Here is a 16,039-nt window from a genome sequence, read left to right on the forward strand (position 1 = left end):
ACAAGGTGAAGGGGCGAGCCTTCCGGCTCGCCCCTGATGGCGTCAGCGCTGATTGCGCTGATTGCGCTCGTTCTGATCATCGCGCTCGTTGCGCTGGTCCTGCTGGTCCTGCTGGTCCTGCTGGTTCTGCTGGTTCTGCTGGTTCTGGTCGTTGCGCTCGTTCTGCTGATTCTGCTGATTCTGCTGATTGCGCTGGTTCTCTTCCTGCTCGTTATGCTGGTTCTGCTGGTTGCGGTCGTTCTGGTTGTTCTGTCCCATGTCGTACTCCGTAAGCGCCGAAGACCCTCCCCGGCTGCAGCTTCACCATGCGCCCCCGGTCTTCCACCGCGCGTGCTTCCTCCGTGGCGAACACGTGACCGTGCAGAGCCATCTTGTTGACGCCAGCGCGACGGCCAATGGCTGGGCGATCCACGCGTTCACTGCGCATCACGGACAGATCATCTTTTATTGACGAGCTGTCACACCCCTGTGGCGCAGATTTCGGGACCAGCGTCAGGTGTCCACACCACGCGGCCGGGCCACACGCAGGTACTGCGCCGCCGGCCGGTCGCCGGGAGCCCTTCTTGATCTTCTACAAATTCAAGCCCGTCGAGCAGCTCGCGCACCTTCTGGACGTGGTGGTCAATGAGCGGCTTTACTGCGAACACTACGAAGCCCTGAATGATCCCTTTGAAGGACAGTTCGCGCGCATGGTCGGGCAAGGTGCGGCGCGCCCACAGTTCGGCACCGCCCGCGAACTGGACCGCAACCTGCCCACCCGGATCTGCAGTCTCACTGACCGTTTCGAGGACGTGCGCATGTGGTCGCTGTATGCGGGGCGGTTTGCCGGCGTCGCCATCGCGCTCGAACTGGATCCGCAGCGGCTGCCACTGCATCCGGTGCGTTACACCCGACGCCTGCCGACCATAGACGTGGCCGCCAGCGGCGACGCGGCGCTGCGTGCGCTCACGACCAAAACCTCGCACTGGGCCTATGAGCGCGAATGGCGTCTGCTCAGCCAGTCTCGTCATATTCCGGTGCCCGGTGCGGTGCTGCAGGTCATCCTGGGCATGCGCATGCCGACGGAGATCATGGAGATCATTGCGCGGGTTGCGCGCCCGCATACGCGCGTCCACGTGGCCCGGCTGGATCCAGCGGGTACCTGCATCGTGCGCGGCGATGCGCTGGGCGTTCTTGAGCGGGCAATCAGCTAGGACACCTGCCTGTCGTTCACCCGCCTCTCTGCTACCTCAAAGGGATTGTCATGCGCCACCTTGCCGACACGAACACCAGCATCTGGACCCTCCCGTCCCCATCGCCGGACACGCCGGCTTTTCCCGTTCTGGAGACAGATCTTCACGCCGATGTCGTAGTCGTAGGGGGCGGCATCACCGGGCTTCTCACCGCCCTGCACCTGTCCGATGCCGGGCAGCGCGTGGTCCTGATCGACGCCGGGCAGATCGCCCGGCGCAATACGGGTCTCTCTACGGGCAACCTCTACACCGCTGTGTCCAACATGTCTGATCTCAGTGCCCGGTGGGGTGGCGGCGTCGTCGGGCAGGTGCGCGCCCTGCGTGCTGGAGGCATCCGCACCATCGAGCGCGCCGCGCGCAGGCTCGCGCTGGACTGCGGCTTTGGCCGGGTACCGATGTTCTATGGCATCGAACACGATGCCAACGACCTGCGGGTGCGCGTTGAGCAGGAAATGCTCGCCTACCAGCGCGCCGGGCTGACGCCGTCTGCGAGCCGGGGCGGGGTGCCCTTCGCCCTGGCAAGCGGTTTCCGCGTCGAAGGGCAGGCACAGTTTGATCCCTACCGGTTCTGTCTCGGGCTGGCCGCGCACCTGGGCAGACGGATTCCGATATTCGAATCGACTCCGGCCGTGGACGTGGACGCCGGCGAGGGATGCGTGATGACCCCGGGTGGCCGCATTCATGCGCGCCATATCGTGCTGGCCACCCACTCCCCGGCAGGATTCAATCTGGTCCAAGCCGAGGTGGAGGTGTACCGCGAATGCGGTATCGCCGTGCGTGTGGCTGACCCGCCCGCCCCGGGCATCCACTGGATCAAGGACAGCGAGCGGTCATTGCGTGCGGCTGTTGCGGCAACAGGCGAGCAGTGGTTGATCGCCGTGGGCGGCAAGCATCAGGCGGGAGAGCAGCATCGCCAGCAGGAGGAAACCCAACGGCTTGACGCCTATGTGCGCGAGCGCTTCCAGGTAACCGGCGACGTCATTGCCTGGTCGGCGCAACAGTTCAAGCCAGCCGATGGTCTGCCCTACATCGGGGGCAGCGCGCACGACAACGTCTGGGTGGCGACCGGTTTCCAGGCCGATGGGCTGGTATGGGGCGCCGTAGCGGCACAGCTCATCACCGAGGGCATCACCGGGGTACACAGCGATGCCGCGCGACTGCTCAGCCCATTGCGGATCACGCCGATGAAGTCGGCCAAGGGGTGGGCCCGGACCAACGCCACGGTAATCAAGCACCTGGTCGGCGATCGGATCAAGCGGGAGATGCCCACCCATGTCGACGAGGTAAATAGCGGATGCGGGGCGCTGGTGGAACGGGACGGCCAGCGGCAGGCGATCTATCGCGATCCGCAAGGGCAACTGCACGCGTTATCGCCGGTCTGCCCGCACATGAAATGCCTGGTGCAGTGGAACGACCCCGCCAAGAGCTGGGACTGCCCATGCCATGGCAGCCGTTTCGCCCCCACCGGCGAGCTGCTGGAGGGCCCGGCAATGACCGGCCTGCGCAGGCTGGCGCCGGAGGGTGGACCATGAACGGTCCTCTCAGCGGCGGTGTGTCCGCCTGCTTCGCTTTGCCACCAGCGCAGGAAGTGCAAGGCCCGCGGCAAACGCCGCATATACCCAGACAAGGTCAGAGCGCCGCAGGTGCCGTTCGAACCCGGGCGAAAGCCGGGCCGGCACTACCTTGTAGTCCACCAGATACGCCACGGCCGTGGTGGTCGTGGCCACTGCCAGCACCGCCTCCGGCGCGTGACGCCGTCCACGCAGCAGCTCGTAGCCGCACGCCCAGAACACCGAGCACAGGTGGTGGATGGTGTAGCCGACCAATGTATGGGGCATGTCGGGTTGCACATGCCGGTGTGCGCTGCGGGGCCAGATCCAGTGGCTGGTGGCGTTGGTCCCTGCCGCCGGCGCACGGAGGCGGCCATGGCTGAGCAGCGACAGCAGCACGGTGGAACAGAGGCTGGCGCAACTACCCGCCACCAAGGCGCGACGCAGCCAACCCGGGCGATGGCCCCGCGCAGGATTCTGATCATCGGCGCCAATGGTCTGATCGGACGCACGCTGGGTGAGGAACTGGTGCGGCAGGGGCATGAGGTCTTCCTCGCGATGCGGAACCCGGACAGCGACCGGCCGAACGAGCATGCTCGGCTGCTGCGTTTCGATTTCTCGACGCCCGACGACCACGCGCTGCAGAGTCTGCTGCGTACGCTGGACGTGCTGATCAACGCGGCCGGCATTTTTTCCGAGCGCGATGGACAGAGTTTTGACGATGTCCATGTCAAGGGCCCGTGCACCCTGTTTGAACAAGCAGCGCGCGCCGGCGTGCCCCGCTTGATCCATATATCGGCGCTGGGCGCCGGCCCGGGTGCCCCTACCCGCTTCTGGCGCAGCAAGGCGCTCGGCGATCACTGCGCGCTGCGCTTCCCCGGCGATGTGACTGTCGTGCGTCCCTCGCTGGTGTTTGCGCCGAAAGGCGCCAGCACAGGCCTGTTCCTGCAATTGGCCCTGCTCCCCGTGCTGCCTTTCCCGGCGCCCGGGGGCGCACGCGTCCAACCCATCCACCAGCAGGACCTGGTCGACGGATTGATAGCATTGGTGGACCACCCCTGCCCTCCACCGCTGATTGCCGCAGTGGGGCCGGTACCGCTGACGCTGCCTGCCTACCTGGCAACCCTCGCCGACGCGTTGGGTCATCGTCTGCGCTGGTTTCCGGTGGCGCCCCGCTGGATGGACCTGGCCACTGCACTGACCCGATGGATGCCTGGCATCGCACTGGATGCAGACACCATGACCATGCTCGCGCACGGCAACACAGCGGCCTCCGGTGCGTGGCAGACGCTGCTCGGGCGCCCCCTGCGCGCACCGATCGACTTCGTGCCGCGCCACCAGGCCCCCGAGCTTCGGACGCGCGCCCTGTTGCGTGCCACATTGCCGTTGGCCCGCGCAGCCAATGCGGTGACCTGGCTGGTAACCGGTTGGGTGTCGGCCTTCGTCTATCCCACGGCGGCAAGCCTGGCCCTCCTCGCCCAGGCGCAGGTGCCGGCAACTGTCGCCCCTCTGGCCTTGTATGGCGCCGCAGCGCTGGACGTCGTACTGGGGCTGACGATGTGGAAACGCGCCTGGCGGCGCGCCACTTACCGCCTGCAGTTGGCGCTGATTGCGTTCTACACGGTCGTCATCACCGTCTGGCTGCCGGGCTACTGGGCGCATCCATACGGGCCCATCGTGAAGAACCTGCCCCTGGCCGCGCTCATCTACCTGTTGCTGCGTCTGGAGGAGCCACCTCGTGGACATCGTCGTCGTTAAAGTGCTGCACATCGTGTCGTCGACGTTCCTGTTCGGCACCGGCGTCGGCACGGCGTTCTATCTATTATTCGCCAGTCGCCGCCGTGACCCACGGGTGGTGGCGGCCGTGGCCGAGCTGGTGGTGCTGGCCGATTGGCTCTTCACTGCCACCACCATCGTATTCCAGCCATTGAGTGGACTCTACCTGGCGCACCGGCTGGGCATTGCGCTGACCACCCCGTGGCTGTACTGGTCGATCGTGCTGTATGTGATTGCCGGCCTGTGCTGGCTGCCCGTGGTCTGGCTGCAGATGCGCCTGCGCGATCTGGCCCGTGCTGCCGCCGACCGGGGCGAGCCGCTTCCCCTCCGCTACGATCAACACCTCGGCACGTGGGCGGCGCTGGGCGTGCCGGCCCTGTTCTCGTTTCTCGCGATCTTCTACCTGATGACAGCCAAACCCGCTGTGGGCTGAGGGTCGTATACAACGCCGACGCGCAGCAACCGGGTGTCGGAATCCGCCGTCGAGGGCAGCTTCCGGTGCTGGTCGGCCCGCCCAGGGGCGCGATGCGCGCAGCGCGTTGGGAGCTCACTTCACGCAACATAAGCAGTACAAGGACGATCATGCGCGATAGCGCGCCTGCATGCGTCAGCCCGACGGAATCAATCTCACCTTGGTCCAGAACCTGCTTCATTTCGCGCCCCTGATAGCCGCAGCCATGACCTGCGTGACAGCGTTGATCTGGGTCGTGTACCCGAGCTTTTTCCTGCGCAGCTACCGGTGCCAGCAACGACCCTCAATCCTGACCACCTCGGGCGCGGGCAAGGACCTGGATGCGCCGAGCACGCCCGGGGCACTGAGTGGAATGTCACTCGACAGAAGGGATCCGCATCAGGGGGCTTTCACGCTTCCCAACAATCTCTACGACTTGGTTGACCTTCAACCATGCCAGAGCGGTCTCCAGCCGCGGGCCGCGCAGCCCGGCCAACCTGATCACGTCGACGAGCAACGCGTGCTCCAGCGTCCCGCGCACCGTCGCGAAGCACTCCAAGACCCACCGGGCGTCCTGGATTGGGCGCGGCAATTTAGGGGGCTTGGGAACCTTAATGCGGGTGGGCCACGGCTTGCTGAAGGCACCTTCTTTCCGCGATGACGTGGACTCCCGCCTGGCCGCCTCGACGAAGATCATCTGGTGCTGGGTCAACGACCACTGCACGATCGCCCAGGCGCGCTGGACCAGCTCCAGGCTGATCTCCGGGCCCTCTCCGCATACGACCTGGAACACCGCCGCTATTCTCAGCGTGTTCTCCCACGCTCGATTAACGGCCGGCTCAATCTGCTCGTCGTAGCAGGTTTCACGCCATCCCTTGAGGCGAAACTTCAACTCGGCCATGAAGGCCCTTGCCTCACATCCGAGGACAATCTTGTCCCTGATCAACTCGCCCGTCGCCTGCTTCTTGTCGGCCTCGTCCATCAGATCCTGCAAGCGGTGGTGGAACTTATTCAGTCCGCCCCCCGGCCAGCTTGGCGGCATGCTGATATCGCAGGCTCCAAACCGCTTGGGGTCATGGCAAGCCACGATGGCTCGACCCCAAATCCCTTGATGAAAGCTCTTATTATTTGTGCGTTTCATCACCGGATAGAACACCTCACCCTGCAGGCGAACCCCGAGCGAACAACGGCCATCAATGGCTGCAAGATCCACGCCCTTAACGACGTGATCCAAGTCGAAACCGCTGTGGAGCTTAGTGAGGCTTCCGCCCATCCTGACAAACAGATCGCTCTCCAAGAAGCTTCCGCCATCCTCGTCGTTGACGCAGACTGAACGCGCCCGGCCATCCAGACACTCCAGCAGTGCGCGGTAGCTAATCATTGTCAACATTCGACCGTCTGGTTCCTGGAATTCCGGGCCATCTACGAGCGAGCCCGCTTTCTCAACCGAACGCTTACTCGCGCGGATCTTCCGGGCAACCAACCCGGCCTGCCGATTGTGCTCGATCAAGGGTTTGAAGAACTCACGGTACGAGGTCCCCTTGCCGCGCCCACTAGGTGCGAGCGTCAGCATAAAGATTGTCGTCGGCATATGCCTATAGTCCAGGCCCACGACGTCATACAGGCGTTGCACGGGAACCACACAAGCGGCGATGGCATCCATCAGGAGGCACTCGGCCGGGACGTCGTCCTCCAGGCGGCGGACTTCGCAGGCAGCACTGTAAAGCAGATCAGGAAGGGCATTGATCGGGCATACCCTGGACAAGTGAGGAAACGGGTCGAGCATGGAATACCTCTATTCATGGCAAGCAGGCGCAACGCGCATGCAGCGTGGCGGTTAGCGAGTAGCGTGAGCGGCTTACGGCAGCACACTCCTCGGCGGCGCTCGGCCTTGGAACGAGGCGGCAAAGACGGTGTCCGGCGCCTTAGCCGCCTTCTCCAGCTCATCCAGGATCGCTTGGACGTGGCGAGGCTCGACCGTCAGCCGCAGGACTTTCAGTCGCTGGTTCACAGACGCACATATCGCGTCCAAAGACACGTTGCGGACCCTAACAGCCTCAAGGATGGCCGGCTTGGCCGCACGCAGGTACAGAATCTCGAGGCCGAGGCAATCAATGTCACTTACCAATTCGGCGAGCAGCTCCGGATCCAGCGTGTTGTTCGATGACATAAAGGCTTCGCATTGAAGAATGCGCGAATTCAACCCTTCTTCGAAACGACAAGCCAACATTCCGCGGAATGCTCGAACATTCCGTTAGCTGCAGTGTGCGGGTCCCCTGACCATGCGGACGTCGGTGGACTTGTCGAGTTAACCCCGTAGGCTGCGCAACACCCGTCGTCAGCCCATCGCGATGACGCAAAGTGGCGTCAACTATTGACCGGAAAGATGCGGGCCGAAATGCGCACCGGACTAAGCATCAAGAGCCTGGCGAGCCTTCCGTCCGGCAACCACATCGCCTGTCGTCGCCGCGGAAGGCCGCCAGCCCGTTCGCTGGAGCCCTCGGTAACCACCATTTAAGTTAAAACCAGCCGTCACCCCTCTCGCGGCGCCGCGACTGGTCCGACGAGGCCCTGCTAGGTGCCCACGGTTGCACGGGGCGCGAAACGCCCAAGAGCCTTTCCGGAATGTTCGGAACATTCCGCGGAATCGTCGCCTGCATTGAATCTTTCGTGTTCTATAGCGGTCCTTCACACGGAGCACCTAAAAGATGTCAAGCATTCCCGCCAACAACTGGGCGCTGCACAGCTACCCGACCGACGGTTCCCGCATCTACTCTCCCGACACCATGCTGCGCCTCAACCAGGTGTGCGAGATCACGGGTAAGAAGAAGAGCTCGCTCTACAAAGCCATCGCGGATGGCGAGTTTCCTGAGCCGAAGAAGATCGGCAAACGTGCCGTGGCTTGGAGCGCGAACGTAGTGTTCCAGTGGGTGGCTGAGCGTCCGTCTGCCCGCTAAGTCGACACTCGTCCCGGTTACATCGGTTGTGCCACTTTGACCGATTACGGGTCTCGCGACCCCATACATGCAGCGCCCTTCGTACTTCAAGCAAACCCGGTATTTATTAGCTAATTGTTTCGCTCTTACCTACTCGTTTGCACGTTTTTCTCAACTGATAGACAAGCCACTTGTTACATCCTCCCTTCATTTAGCTCGGATGAATGAACAGAGGCAATTTCTCCCATCAACCTTTGTTTCCCCCTTGCAGGCAACGCCGTTCGGGCAACAGGAAGAACAGAACATGCATTCTCAAGTCCAACGCCACAGCAATGCGGCGAATACTCCCACCATCCTTGAGCGCTCGATCGCTGAAGTGATCGAGCGCGAAAGCCGCTATCAGGACATCCTTGACACGCATGTCAAATATCATCTTCCCGACCGAGACCAGTGGGTCGGCGGCTTGGACGACCACCGCTTCAAGGCACATTGCAAAAGCCTGCTGAAACTTCATGCCGCCCTTGCCGATGGCGATGGCGTTCCGTGCTTAGACATCCGAGCCCCGTTCCGCACGGGGGGCCCGCCGTTGCCCGCGGTCAAGCTCAAGTCCCTGGGCATGCGCATTCTTAAGTGCTGCCAGGTCCATGCCGACAATCCTCACTGGAACGCCGCTTGGGCGAACCATGTCTTCCATCCCGCTATCACGGTTTTGCTCCGTTCAATGAAGCGCTACGCCACGCGGACTGCCCTGTGCCATGTCAACAGCAGTGGCATCAGTCATGACCTTGAGCTCGGCACCTTGACGCGCCATCTGGTGCGCTTCGTGCACCGCGTGAACCGATCTTGGAAGTACATTAATGCCGTGAGGGCCTACACGCGCAAGGAGGAGGACAACTTTAAGAGCGCGCGTCACTTCATATATCACTTTGCCGGCAAGCACACCCGTCTCTGCTTCCTACGCATCGACCTTACTCTCCGTACCGCTTGGAAGGACTTCAGCCACTCCGAGGACGCAGACAAGGCAGTAACAGGCTTCCTCCGCTCGTTGCGTAGCAGCGCCTGCCAGCGCAACCTGCTCCCCGGCTACTTGGGCTTCATCATCAAACGCGAGAACGGCATCTCCCGCGGTACGCATTTCCACCTTCTCGTGGTGTTGAACGGCGATCTTCAGGGCCTTACCAGCCGCAGCGTCGACTACATCTCCGATGCCCTTTGCGAAATGTGGCTGCGGCGCATCGGCCATGATCGCGGCAGCGCCCACAACAGCTACAAGGACCGTCGCTCTTGGCCGTTCAATGGACTTGGGCTGCAAGACTTCCAGAGCATCGAAGCGCTTGTGGGCCTGCGCTACGCTCTTTGCTACCTAACGAAGCAAGACTGTGTTTTGAAGACCAGCAACGACACGATCAAGAACTTCTGGCGCACACCGACTCCGTGCGGTACTCGCAAAAAGCGTGGTCCCAAGCGCAAGCGCCAAGACTATCTGTCTCTGCTTCACCACTCGCTGGACGGACCCCGCAGCCCATATCCGCCAGGCTTCGACCCAACGCCATATGTGCTTGCACACAAGCGCAGGCAAGACGCAAAGAAGCCGCGGTACGGCGCTTGGGACAGGGCACCCATCACGGATGATCGCCTCTCGGAATAGCCACGCCCAGCAGCACACACGAAACAGGAAAAGGAGCCTACTCCAGCTCTTTTATCCCAAATTTCTGGTTCTTCACCCAACTCCGGGGAAGGCCGCCCGGATCTTCAGGAAGAAGTACGCGTCGTCTCGGTATCCGTAGGCGACGTGCTTGATGACCTTGATCTTGTTGTTGATGCCTTCCACCAGGTTCGTCCCGAGCGGCCATCGGCAGTGGGCCAGAATGCCCGGGAGATAAGGCTGCAGACGGCGGAAAAAAAATGCGCAGTGGCTCCAGCCCGCTTCGCAGGGCGCGATGCTTCCATGACCGCCAGGCCTTCTCCGCCCGGCTCTAGCTTCGGTAGCGCCACAGATGCTTCAGGTCATCTTTGAGCAGATAGGTGGTCAGCAGGGCTTTGTTGGCGGCCAGCAGCTCCTCGAATTGGACGCGCTGCTCGGCCGGGACGTTTTGCCGATTGCGCAGCAGCAGTCAGCGCGAGATCTTCACCACCCGTCGCGCGGGCTTGTCGGTGCGTAGGCGATTGGCCTCGTCCACCCGCACCCGATCAATGACTTCGCGCCCGTACTTGGCCACCACGTGGAAGAGGTCGTAGACCACTTCAGCATTGGGGCACTGGGCTTTGACCTCCACATCAAAGGCCGAATTCATGTCCATTGCTACGGCTTGGATGCGTTCGCAACCGACCCTGCCGAGTAGCTCAAAGAAGGGACGGATGTCAGCGCGGCTGCGTCCTCGGCCGACCCAGAGTACGCGCTTGCGCGATGGCTCGACGACCACGGTGGCGTAGCGATGCCCCTTCTGGATCGCAAACTCGTCCATCGCGATCACGCGTACGTCCGATAGGTCCACCGGGCCCAGCGTCTGCATCAGATGCCTGAAATCAAGCGCCTTGACCGTCTTCCAGTCCAGACCATGCCACTTTGCGGTGGCATGGATGGAGGTGGTGGCGCACATGCGTGCCACGCTCTGCGCAAGCCGTTGCGTTACCCGGGCATGCCGCTCCAGCCAATCCAAGTGCACCAGTTTCGGCCCACAGCGAGGGCAGGCCAGCCGCTGCCGCTGGACTTCCAACTCCACCGGCTCGTCGAACACGGGCAAGTCACGGATGCGCCGGAGCGTCTGGTCGTGGATGGCCACGACCCACTTGCCGCAGCCACTGCAGCGTCGGCGGCGGCGTGAATCAGGCAACAGCGAAAGCACCAGCCACGTGGCTCCGCCACGTGCCTCGCGGCGCCATCCATCCAGGCGATACCCCGCCCAGCTTCCCAGTAACGGCATACAATCCAGCTTGGCCACGGCCGGCCTCGGTTTGTTTTCTCGACAGCTACAAATCTAGCTGGTCGGCCGTGCGCCTTCTCCCCTCAGATGGGAGAAGAACCAAATTTCTCACGTACAGCACGCAATTTTACCCCACGCTTCCTTGCGCTTTCCTCTAGCCGTGAAACGTCATCCTTGTCGAGGCGCTCCCCGTCAATCAGATACACCAAGTCACCGACTTCCGTTCCATCGAAGCGGTGCGCCATGAGCTTCTCTGCTAAAACAACTCTCGATACGCTCGGTTCCCGATCTTTGAGTTCAAACCAAAAATCGGCAATCGCCAGGATCAGGGCAAGACCGTCGCTCGTGAAGTCGAACTTGTACCTTAAAGATGCGCCATCGCCGTGCAGCTCGTCTATCTGTCCAATCTTGAATTCGCCACGCTTGCCACCACCCTGATCCCGGCCAACTGTCATCCACACGAACTTCTCTGCTGTTCGGTCGGCCCTGTACCTGAAGGCCTTGGCCGCATGTTGCTTCAGCCAGGGCCTAACCCCCGTATCACCACCAACGATCGCCTGTAGCCCGTTGAGCCTGTATGCCGCCTGGAACATCCAGTAGATGCCTGGCGCACGCTCTTGATGCTCAAACGGATACGCCACGAGACCTAGGAGATCCATTTTCTCCTGCTTCAATTTCTCGATGTCTAACACATCCAGAAATAGTTCCGATACGTGAACAGTAACACTGGCACGGAATCTATGATCATCGGCACGTATACCAGGCTCGCCGCGACGATTAGCCTTTTCCCACTCCTCTTTGTCCACGATGGCCGCGCACTCAAGCTCAACCTTCACCAGATCGCGGACGGCCTCTATTTTCTCCTCTTTCCTGACTGGTCGACCTCTGAGATCCTGCCCGGTCACGCGATACGTCCGCGCCGGAGCCAAACCCCAGCCCATAAAATTTGGCGACGTGCAAACGTCGGCATGCCCCAATTTTTCGATCGATGCCGTGTCCAGTCGCAGAAAGGCGATGCCGTCCGTCAATTTACTGGCTTGCAGTTGAATTGCGTCCAAGTCTTCGGACGACGCCGATTCCCATGAGATTTCCTCTAATAGCTTTTTCTGGCCCTCGTCCATTGGGGGGAATTCCACTTTGGAAGTCCGGTGCACCAAGTGACGCATCTGGTCCACCTCGAGATAGAGAGGGATGTCCTTTTTCAGCAAGTAGGAAATTGGATCCTCCCCGACTGGCAGAATTGCATGCCACTCATTCCGGACTTCGCCTCTAAATTGCCGCATGCGGCCTTCCCTGCTTGCTTTTTTCACCAAAGCACCTCATTGCAAGATCGATTGGATATCGCCCCCCTATCCTCCCCGAATGACCGGCATTCCCGCAATGGCGCCGCGAGGCTGGAAACTCGTCCGGAAGAGAAAAAAGGTTCCAGCCGCATGGGGAGGACGCCTAAGCGCCCTCCCCGATCTTCCTGTTGACCAGTTCATTGCAGGCCACCGTCAGCGATCCGCCGCGTGTGTGATCGTGGCTCTTATCTACAAGTGGACGGCCCGCCTTTCCGATCCCGCTTGTCCGCGGATGCGCGCATCAGTCACTCCCATGGAAAAGGGCCGCACGAGGCGGCCCTGGCATCAGACGCCAGAACGGGTCAGGGCTGCGCTTGCACCTGCAGCCACTTGTTCCCATGGAGGACATACACGACGTCGTCCTCTATTGATGGGCAGCACGCCGAATCGTCCGGACCCAACGAAAGCAGCTTGAGATGCGCCGTGCTGTCCTTCAGTGTGAGGCTCTGGGCGCTACCGGAAAGCGTGGCGGTATCAGCCAGCTTCAACTGCCCGCCCGTACGCACGAAGGCGGCTAGATAGCCTACCGAGTCATTACCACCGCCAGCGCCTTCCAACGAATACAGGACCGCCACATCCGCTGCACCATCGCCGTCTAGATCACCCTTAAGCGATTTGCGCGCGTCGGCGTACTCGCTTCCCCCATCCTGCGCGGCTCGTGCAGAGATAGCAGTATTGATCACTTCGGCATCCGATGTTGCGGCCATCCGAGTAGCCGCATCAAATGCCAACGCGGAAGCACTGACCGCCGCCGATTCAGACATAGGTTCCGACCTGACCAAATTCGCAAATGCTTCGGGAGAGTCGGTGACTTCCGGCGTTCCGCACTCTACCTTCTCGGCCTCCTCCTGCGTGATGCCTGCCGGCACATGACACCCGGCAAGATTGATTTCCCCAGCCTGCGTCAGTGTCGGCTCTTGCTTGCAGCCTGCTAGGGCCAGTCCAACCACCAGAAGCAACCCCGTGACGTTCAACCTCTTCATGCTTTCTCCTTTTCAATGTCCCAATATGGCTGGGAGGAATTGGCTCCGCTACTGTTGTGGCTTGCCCGATCCGTCACACACAAAGCAATCCGGATCAAGGCCCCTGGCGATCTTGTCGGCACGCCTCTGGGCCTCCTCTGCCTGCCTTTTAGCCTCCCGCTGTGAAGGCGAAAGCAGGCGGACTGCGCCATAACGTGCTTCAGCCGCAGAGAGCAGTGCGCCCTGCTCCGGCGTCAGCACGAAGTCATCGCTTGAGGCGATGGAACGGTGGAGGTCCCACATCTGCTGTTCACTCATGTACTTCGTGCCATCCGGTTCGTAGAAGGAGTGCGAAACAACCTTTCCACCTTCGTACGTGATGCGCTCGGAGAGCGTGCCGTCTTCCTTCCGACGGCCCTCCCAGACGCCGATCGGAATGCTGTTGGCGTACTGCCCCTTCGACCTGACCTGCCCGTTCAGATGAGCCAATTAGCTCGCCATTGAAGACGTTGTCTACGACATCCGCCTCGAGGGAAAGTTGCTCTGGGTTCTCCACGAAGTAGATCCTGACCCGACCACTCACCTTGCCCTTCGCCATCGGCAGGACAACCATCTTGGCACCAGCTGCATTGTGGAAAACAGTCTCCCCTTCGAGTCCCCCACCACTGAGCTGCCCCTCGTAGGCCACGGCCTGTGAATCACGGTATCGGCACACAAAGTGGTCCGCGAGAAGCCCTTCGTTGACGTCGACGTCGCACAGATACTGCATACCACTCAGTAGTGTCGACATGCTTGCCGGCTGAAACGTATTGAGGTTGCCTAGCACTGTTGTGAGTGCCCCAAGTTGTGGCTCCAATTTGCCGTGGGGCACATTCGTCACCAAGCCATCGAACGGCTCGTTAGAGCCAGCTTCGTAGATCGTCCCGTTGCTCAGGTCGGCGTTGCGCCAATCCAGAACTGGCTTGCTGCATGCAGATAGAAACAACGCCCCCCCTAGGGCAGTCCATCGACTGATGCCTTTCATGAATCTCCTTTTTGTTCGCAGGTTTCGCTGATATCGATGCGCCGCCCAAGCGAGACATCGGCAGTTGATGTACGTATCCTCTATCTGGCAAATAGAGTCTGCCACACCAATAGAGGTTTCGTCATGATTCGGGCCACCCCCGCCTTTCGGTTGCCCTGTGCCCGATTCCTCGCCACGCGCCTTGTTCGCCGCCCGCCTCCTCCAGGCGCGGCAACTGCGTGGTCTGAGTCAGCGCGCGCTAGGGGATCGCATGGGCTTGGGTAAGGAAAAGGGCTCCTCGCGGATCAACCGCTACGAGCACCAAGTCACCGCGATCGGCTTCGACAACCTGGGCCTGCTGGCGCAGCTGTTGGACGTGCCCGCGGCCTACCTATTGGCCGACGATGCGGCGATGGCCGATGCGATCCTTGCTTTGGCCCACGCCGACGACACCCAGCGGGATGCCTTGGCCTCGCTGATCCCCGCACTGGTCGAGGACCCTGCCCTGCTTGCTAAGGTGGTGGAGCTGCTGCAATTGGCGCAGGGGCGACAAGCCAAAGGACTAAGAGCGCAGGCCGACGGAGACTGATCCGCACGTACGGTGCGATGCATCCACGGCGATCTGCCTGGCCCGTGTGGGCCGGGCGCTATGCTCATCCATCGTTTCGACCAGTTAAACCCATCCGCTATCCGCCATCGATACCGATTCGGCGGCGCTGACCACGAAATGGTCGAACAACCGGATATCCTAGTCAAAGCCCCCTTCGGTCGCACCGTGAGCGCACGGTCCGCTGCAGAGGATTCGGTGTTGCCACTGGGATGGTTGTGGGCCAGCAAGACGGCCGAAGCGTTCAACGCTAGAGCCCGTCGAACCACGACGCATGGATGAACTTCCGCCCCATTCACCCTGCCGGAGAACAGTCGCCCACTGCGATGAGCTGGTTCCGGGTGTTAAAGAAGGCGGATTCGAAATGCTCCCGCTCCTCGCTGCCTAACCGCAGTCGGAAGAACGCACCGCAAGTGGGCACCTCGCTCAAGAATGGTCCCGGTCCACGGACTCTCTGCTTGAGGATCCGTAGCGCCCGGCCGATGGTCTGGTCCTCACGTGCCCGGACAGCCCCAATGCAAGGAGCCGCCCGGGTACCAGTAGTTGCATGAGAGCGTGACCGGGCCTGCATCAGGCCACCAGCTTCATCACTTCGTCCCACGCCCGCTGTTTGATCTGGGCCCCCGGTCCGAACCAAGCCGCTTCCCGACGATGGTCTTCCGTGCGCGCGCGGCGATGGTGGTCGATGAACTCGGTCACGCTGTTAAGCAGGCCCCAGGCCGTACCGCGGCTGGAGGCCATCAGAGCGCCACGACCGCCGCCCTCGTAAAGCGAGCGTACGCTGGCCATCGCCTGTTCGTTTACCACCGTAGCCTTTCCGTCCAGCCGACTGTAGGTCAGCACCCTACGCAGCAGCCCATCCGCCGAGTCCGGATCCACTGGACGTTCCACCAACGCCTTCACCCGGGCCGACGTCCCCCCGACCTGAGTAGTGGGCGGGTTTAGAATCCAGTGCTGATGTTATCTTTCTTCGCCGCCAACTGCGCGGCGTGCTGGGCGGGTGTTAGTCCGCCAAGCGCTCTTTTGGGCCTTTCTTCGTTGTAGTCGCGCCGCCAGCTTTCGATGCTGGTACGGGCATGAAGCAATGTCGGGAACCAGTGCTCGTTGAGGCATTCATCGCGTAAACGCCCGTTGAAAGACTCCACGTAAGCATTCTGGTTCGGTTTGCCCGGCTCGATCAGACGCAGGGCAACTCCCTTGTCGTGAGCCCAGGCCACCATCGCCTTACCGCAAAACTCCTTGCCGTTGTCTGTCC

At 61.6% G+C, this 16,039-nt stretch carries 17 protein-coding genes and 2 pseudogenes; 8 read left to right on the top strand and 11 right to left on the bottom strand.

Going from position 1 to position 16,039, the window contains the following annotated elements:
• Positions 1–42: 42 nt before the first annotated feature.
• Entirely contained in the window at positions 43–258 is a 216-nt protein-coding gene (locus tag ACE026_RS17115; RefSeq protein ID WP_481524647.1) for a hypothetical protein, read from the bottom strand.
• Between ACE026_RS17115 and ACE026_RS17120 the strand changes: the two genes are divergently transcribed.
• From ACE026_RS17120 to ACE026_RS17130, 3 genes are all read left to right on the top strand, one after another.
• Positions 257–451, top strand: coding sequence for a hypothetical protein (locus ACE026_RS17120; RefSeq protein WP_481524646.1), 195 nt, complete (start codon positions 257–259; stop codon positions 449–451). The two genes, ACE026_RS17115 and ACE026_RS17120, sit on opposite strands and share 2 nt — an antisense overlap.
• A gap of 112 nt (positions 452–563) precedes the next feature.
• On the top strand, positions 564–1,193 hold the full coding sequence (locus ACE026_RS17125; RefSeq protein WP_141056921.1) for a DUF2971 domain-containing protein: 630 nt from the start codon (positions 564–566) through the stop codon (positions 1,191–1,193).
• Positions 1,194–1,243: 50 nt separating this feature from the next.
• Positions 1,244–2,764, top strand: coding sequence for an FAD-dependent oxidoreductase (locus tag ACE026_RS17130; protein WP_481524645.1), 1,521 nt, complete (start codon positions 1,244–1,246; stop codon positions 2,762–2,764).
• Between the two features lie 9 nt (positions 2,765–2,773).
• Here ACE026_RS17130 and ACE026_RS17135 read toward each other — a convergent pair whose 3' ends face one another.
• Positions 2,774–3,181 carry a hypothetical protein gene (locus tag ACE026_RS17135; RefSeq protein WP_219994869.1) on the bottom strand — a complete coding sequence of 136 codons (408 nt, stop codon included), beginning with the start codon at positions 3,179–3,181 and terminating at the stop codon, positions 2,774–2,776.
• Between ACE026_RS17135 and ACE026_RS17140 the strand changes: the two genes are divergently transcribed.
• The gene (locus tag ACE026_RS17140) at positions 3,158–4,540 is read left to right on the top strand and encodes an SDR family oxidoreductase (protein ID WP_314401744.1); all 1,383 of its coding nucleotides are present in this window, start codon (positions 3,158–3,160) and stop codon (positions 4,538–4,540) included. The two genes, ACE026_RS17135 and ACE026_RS17140, sit on opposite strands and share 24 nt — an antisense overlap.
• Positions 4,521–4,991 carry a DUF2269 family protein gene (locus ACE026_RS17145; protein ID WP_141056918.1) on the top strand — a complete coding sequence of 157 codons (471 nt, stop codon included), beginning with the start codon at positions 4,521–4,523 and terminating at the stop codon, positions 4,989–4,991. The genes ACE026_RS17140 and ACE026_RS17145 overlap by 20 nt, the downstream gene beginning before the upstream one ends.
• A 394-nt stretch (positions 4,992–5,385) precedes the next feature.
• Here the strand turns inward: ACE026_RS17145 and ACE026_RS17150 are convergent, their stop codons facing one another.
• Complete coding sequence (locus ACE026_RS17150) at positions 5,386–6,795, bottom strand: DUF3987 domain-containing protein (protein ID WP_463272301.1); 1,410 nt, start codon at positions 6,793–6,795, stop codon at positions 5,386–5,388.
• 72 nt (positions 6,796–6,867) lie between these two features.
• On the bottom strand, positions 6,868–7,239 hold the full coding sequence (locus ACE026_RS17155; protein ID WP_481524644.1) for a hypothetical protein: 372 nt from the start codon (positions 7,237–7,239) through the stop codon (positions 6,868–6,870).
• 478 nt (positions 7,240–7,717) lie between these two features.
• Between ACE026_RS17155 and ACE026_RS17160 the strand changes: the two genes are divergently transcribed.
• Entirely contained in the window at positions 7,718–7,966 is a 249-nt protein-coding gene (locus ACE026_RS17160; protein WP_463272300.1) for a helix-turn-helix transcriptional regulator, read from the top strand.
• A 67-nt stretch (positions 7,967–8,033) separates the two neighbouring features.
• Positions 8,034–9,593 (top strand): YagK/YfjJ domain-containing protein, encoded by a 1,560-nt coding sequence (locus tag ACE026_RS17165; protein ID WP_481524643.1) that lies wholly within the window; start codon positions 8,034–8,036, stop codon positions 9,591–9,593.
• A gap of 72 nt (positions 9,594–9,665) precedes the next feature.
• Here ACE026_RS17165 and ACE026_RS17170 read toward each other — a convergent pair.
• From ACE026_RS17170 to ACE026_RS17185, 4 genes and pseudogenes are all read right to left on the bottom strand, one after another.
• A pseudogene (locus tag ACE026_RS17170) lies at positions 9,666–10,869 on the bottom strand (ISL3 family transposase).
• A gap of 83 nt (positions 10,870–10,952) precedes the next feature.
• Entirely contained in the window at positions 10,953–12,179 is a 1,227-nt protein-coding gene (locus ACE026_RS17175) for a hypothetical protein (RefSeq protein ID WP_481524642.1), read from the bottom strand.
• A gap of 335 nt (positions 12,180–12,514) precedes the next feature.
• On the bottom strand, positions 12,515–13,195 hold the full coding sequence (locus ACE026_RS17180) for a hypothetical protein (protein ID WP_346477632.1): 681 nt from the start codon (positions 13,193–13,195) through the stop codon (positions 12,515–12,517).
• A gap of 48 nt (positions 13,196–13,243) precedes the next feature.
• The gene (locus ACE026_RS17185) at positions 13,244–13,663 is read right to left on the bottom strand and encodes a hypothetical protein (RefSeq protein ID WP_486040021.1); all 420 of its coding nucleotides are present in this window, start codon (positions 13,661–13,663) and stop codon (positions 13,244–13,246) included.
• A gap of 692 nt (positions 13,664–14,355) precedes the next feature.
• On the opposite strand from ACE026_RS17185, the gene ACE026_RS17190 reads away from it, so the two are divergent.
• Entirely contained in the window at positions 14,356–14,766 is a 411-nt protein-coding gene (locus ACE026_RS17190; RefSeq protein ID WP_463272297.1) for a helix-turn-helix domain-containing protein, read from the top strand.
• A 224-nt stretch (positions 14,767–14,990) separates the two neighbouring features.
• On the opposite strand, the pseudogene ACE026_RS17195 reads toward ACE026_RS17190, so the two are convergent.
• From ACE026_RS17195 to ACE026_RS17205, 3 genes and pseudogenes are all read right to left on the bottom strand, one after another.
• Positions 14,991–15,083: pseudogene (locus ACE026_RS17195) on the bottom strand (JAB domain-containing protein); the annotation flags it as partial.
• 271 nt (positions 15,084–15,354) lie between these two features.
• A complete protein-coding gene (locus ACE026_RS17200; RefSeq protein ID WP_486040023.1) occupies positions 15,355–15,687 on the bottom strand; it encodes a DUF932 domain-containing protein in 333 nt (110 codons plus the stop codon).
• 38 nt (positions 15,688–15,725) lie between these two features.
• Positions 15,726–16,039: integrase core domain-containing protein (locus tag ACE026_RS17205; protein ID WP_486040024.1), on the bottom strand; the 314-nt coding region annotated here is incomplete at its 5' end.

The sequence above is a fragment of the Stenotrophomonas sp. AGC87 genome (assembly GCF_057333975.1).

Bases quoted from the DNA above. Each gene is read 5' to 3' on its own strand.
- ACE026_RS17140 (WP_314401744.1), top strand. From the start codon at position 3,158: ATGGCTGAGCAGCGACAGCAGCACGGTGGAACAGAGGCTGGCGCAACT.
- ACE026_RS17155 (WP_481524644.1), bottom strand. From the start codon at position 7,239: ATGTTGGCTTGTCGTTTCGAAGAAGGGTTGAATTCGCGCATTCTTCAA.
- ACE026_RS17120 (WP_481524646.1), top strand. From the start codon at position 257: ATGTCGTACTCCGTAAGCGCCGAAGACCCTCCCCGGCTGCAGCTTCAC.
- ACE026_RS17130 (WP_481524645.1), top strand. From the start codon at position 1,244: ATGCGCCACCTTGCCGACACGAACACCAGCATCTGGACCCTCCCGTCC.
- ACE026_RS17165 (WP_481524643.1), top strand. From the start codon at position 8,034: ATGCAGCGCCCTTCGTACTTCAAGCAAACCCGGTATTTATTAGCTAAT.
- ACE026_RS17115 (WP_481524647.1), bottom strand. From the start codon at position 258: ATGGGACAGAACAACCAGAACGACCGCAACCAGCAGAACCAGCATAAC.
- ACE026_RS17160 (WP_463272300.1), top strand. From the start codon at position 7,718: ATGTCAAGCATTCCCGCCAACAACTGGGCGCTGCACAGCTACCCGACC.
- ACE026_RS17150 (WP_463272301.1), bottom strand. From the start codon at position 6,795: ATGCTCGACCCGTTTCCTCACTTGTCCAGGGTATGCCCGATCAATGCC.
- ACE026_RS17180 (WP_346477632.1), bottom strand. From the start codon at position 13,195: ATGAAGAGGTTGAACGTCACGGGGTTGCTTCTGGTGGTTGGACTGGCC.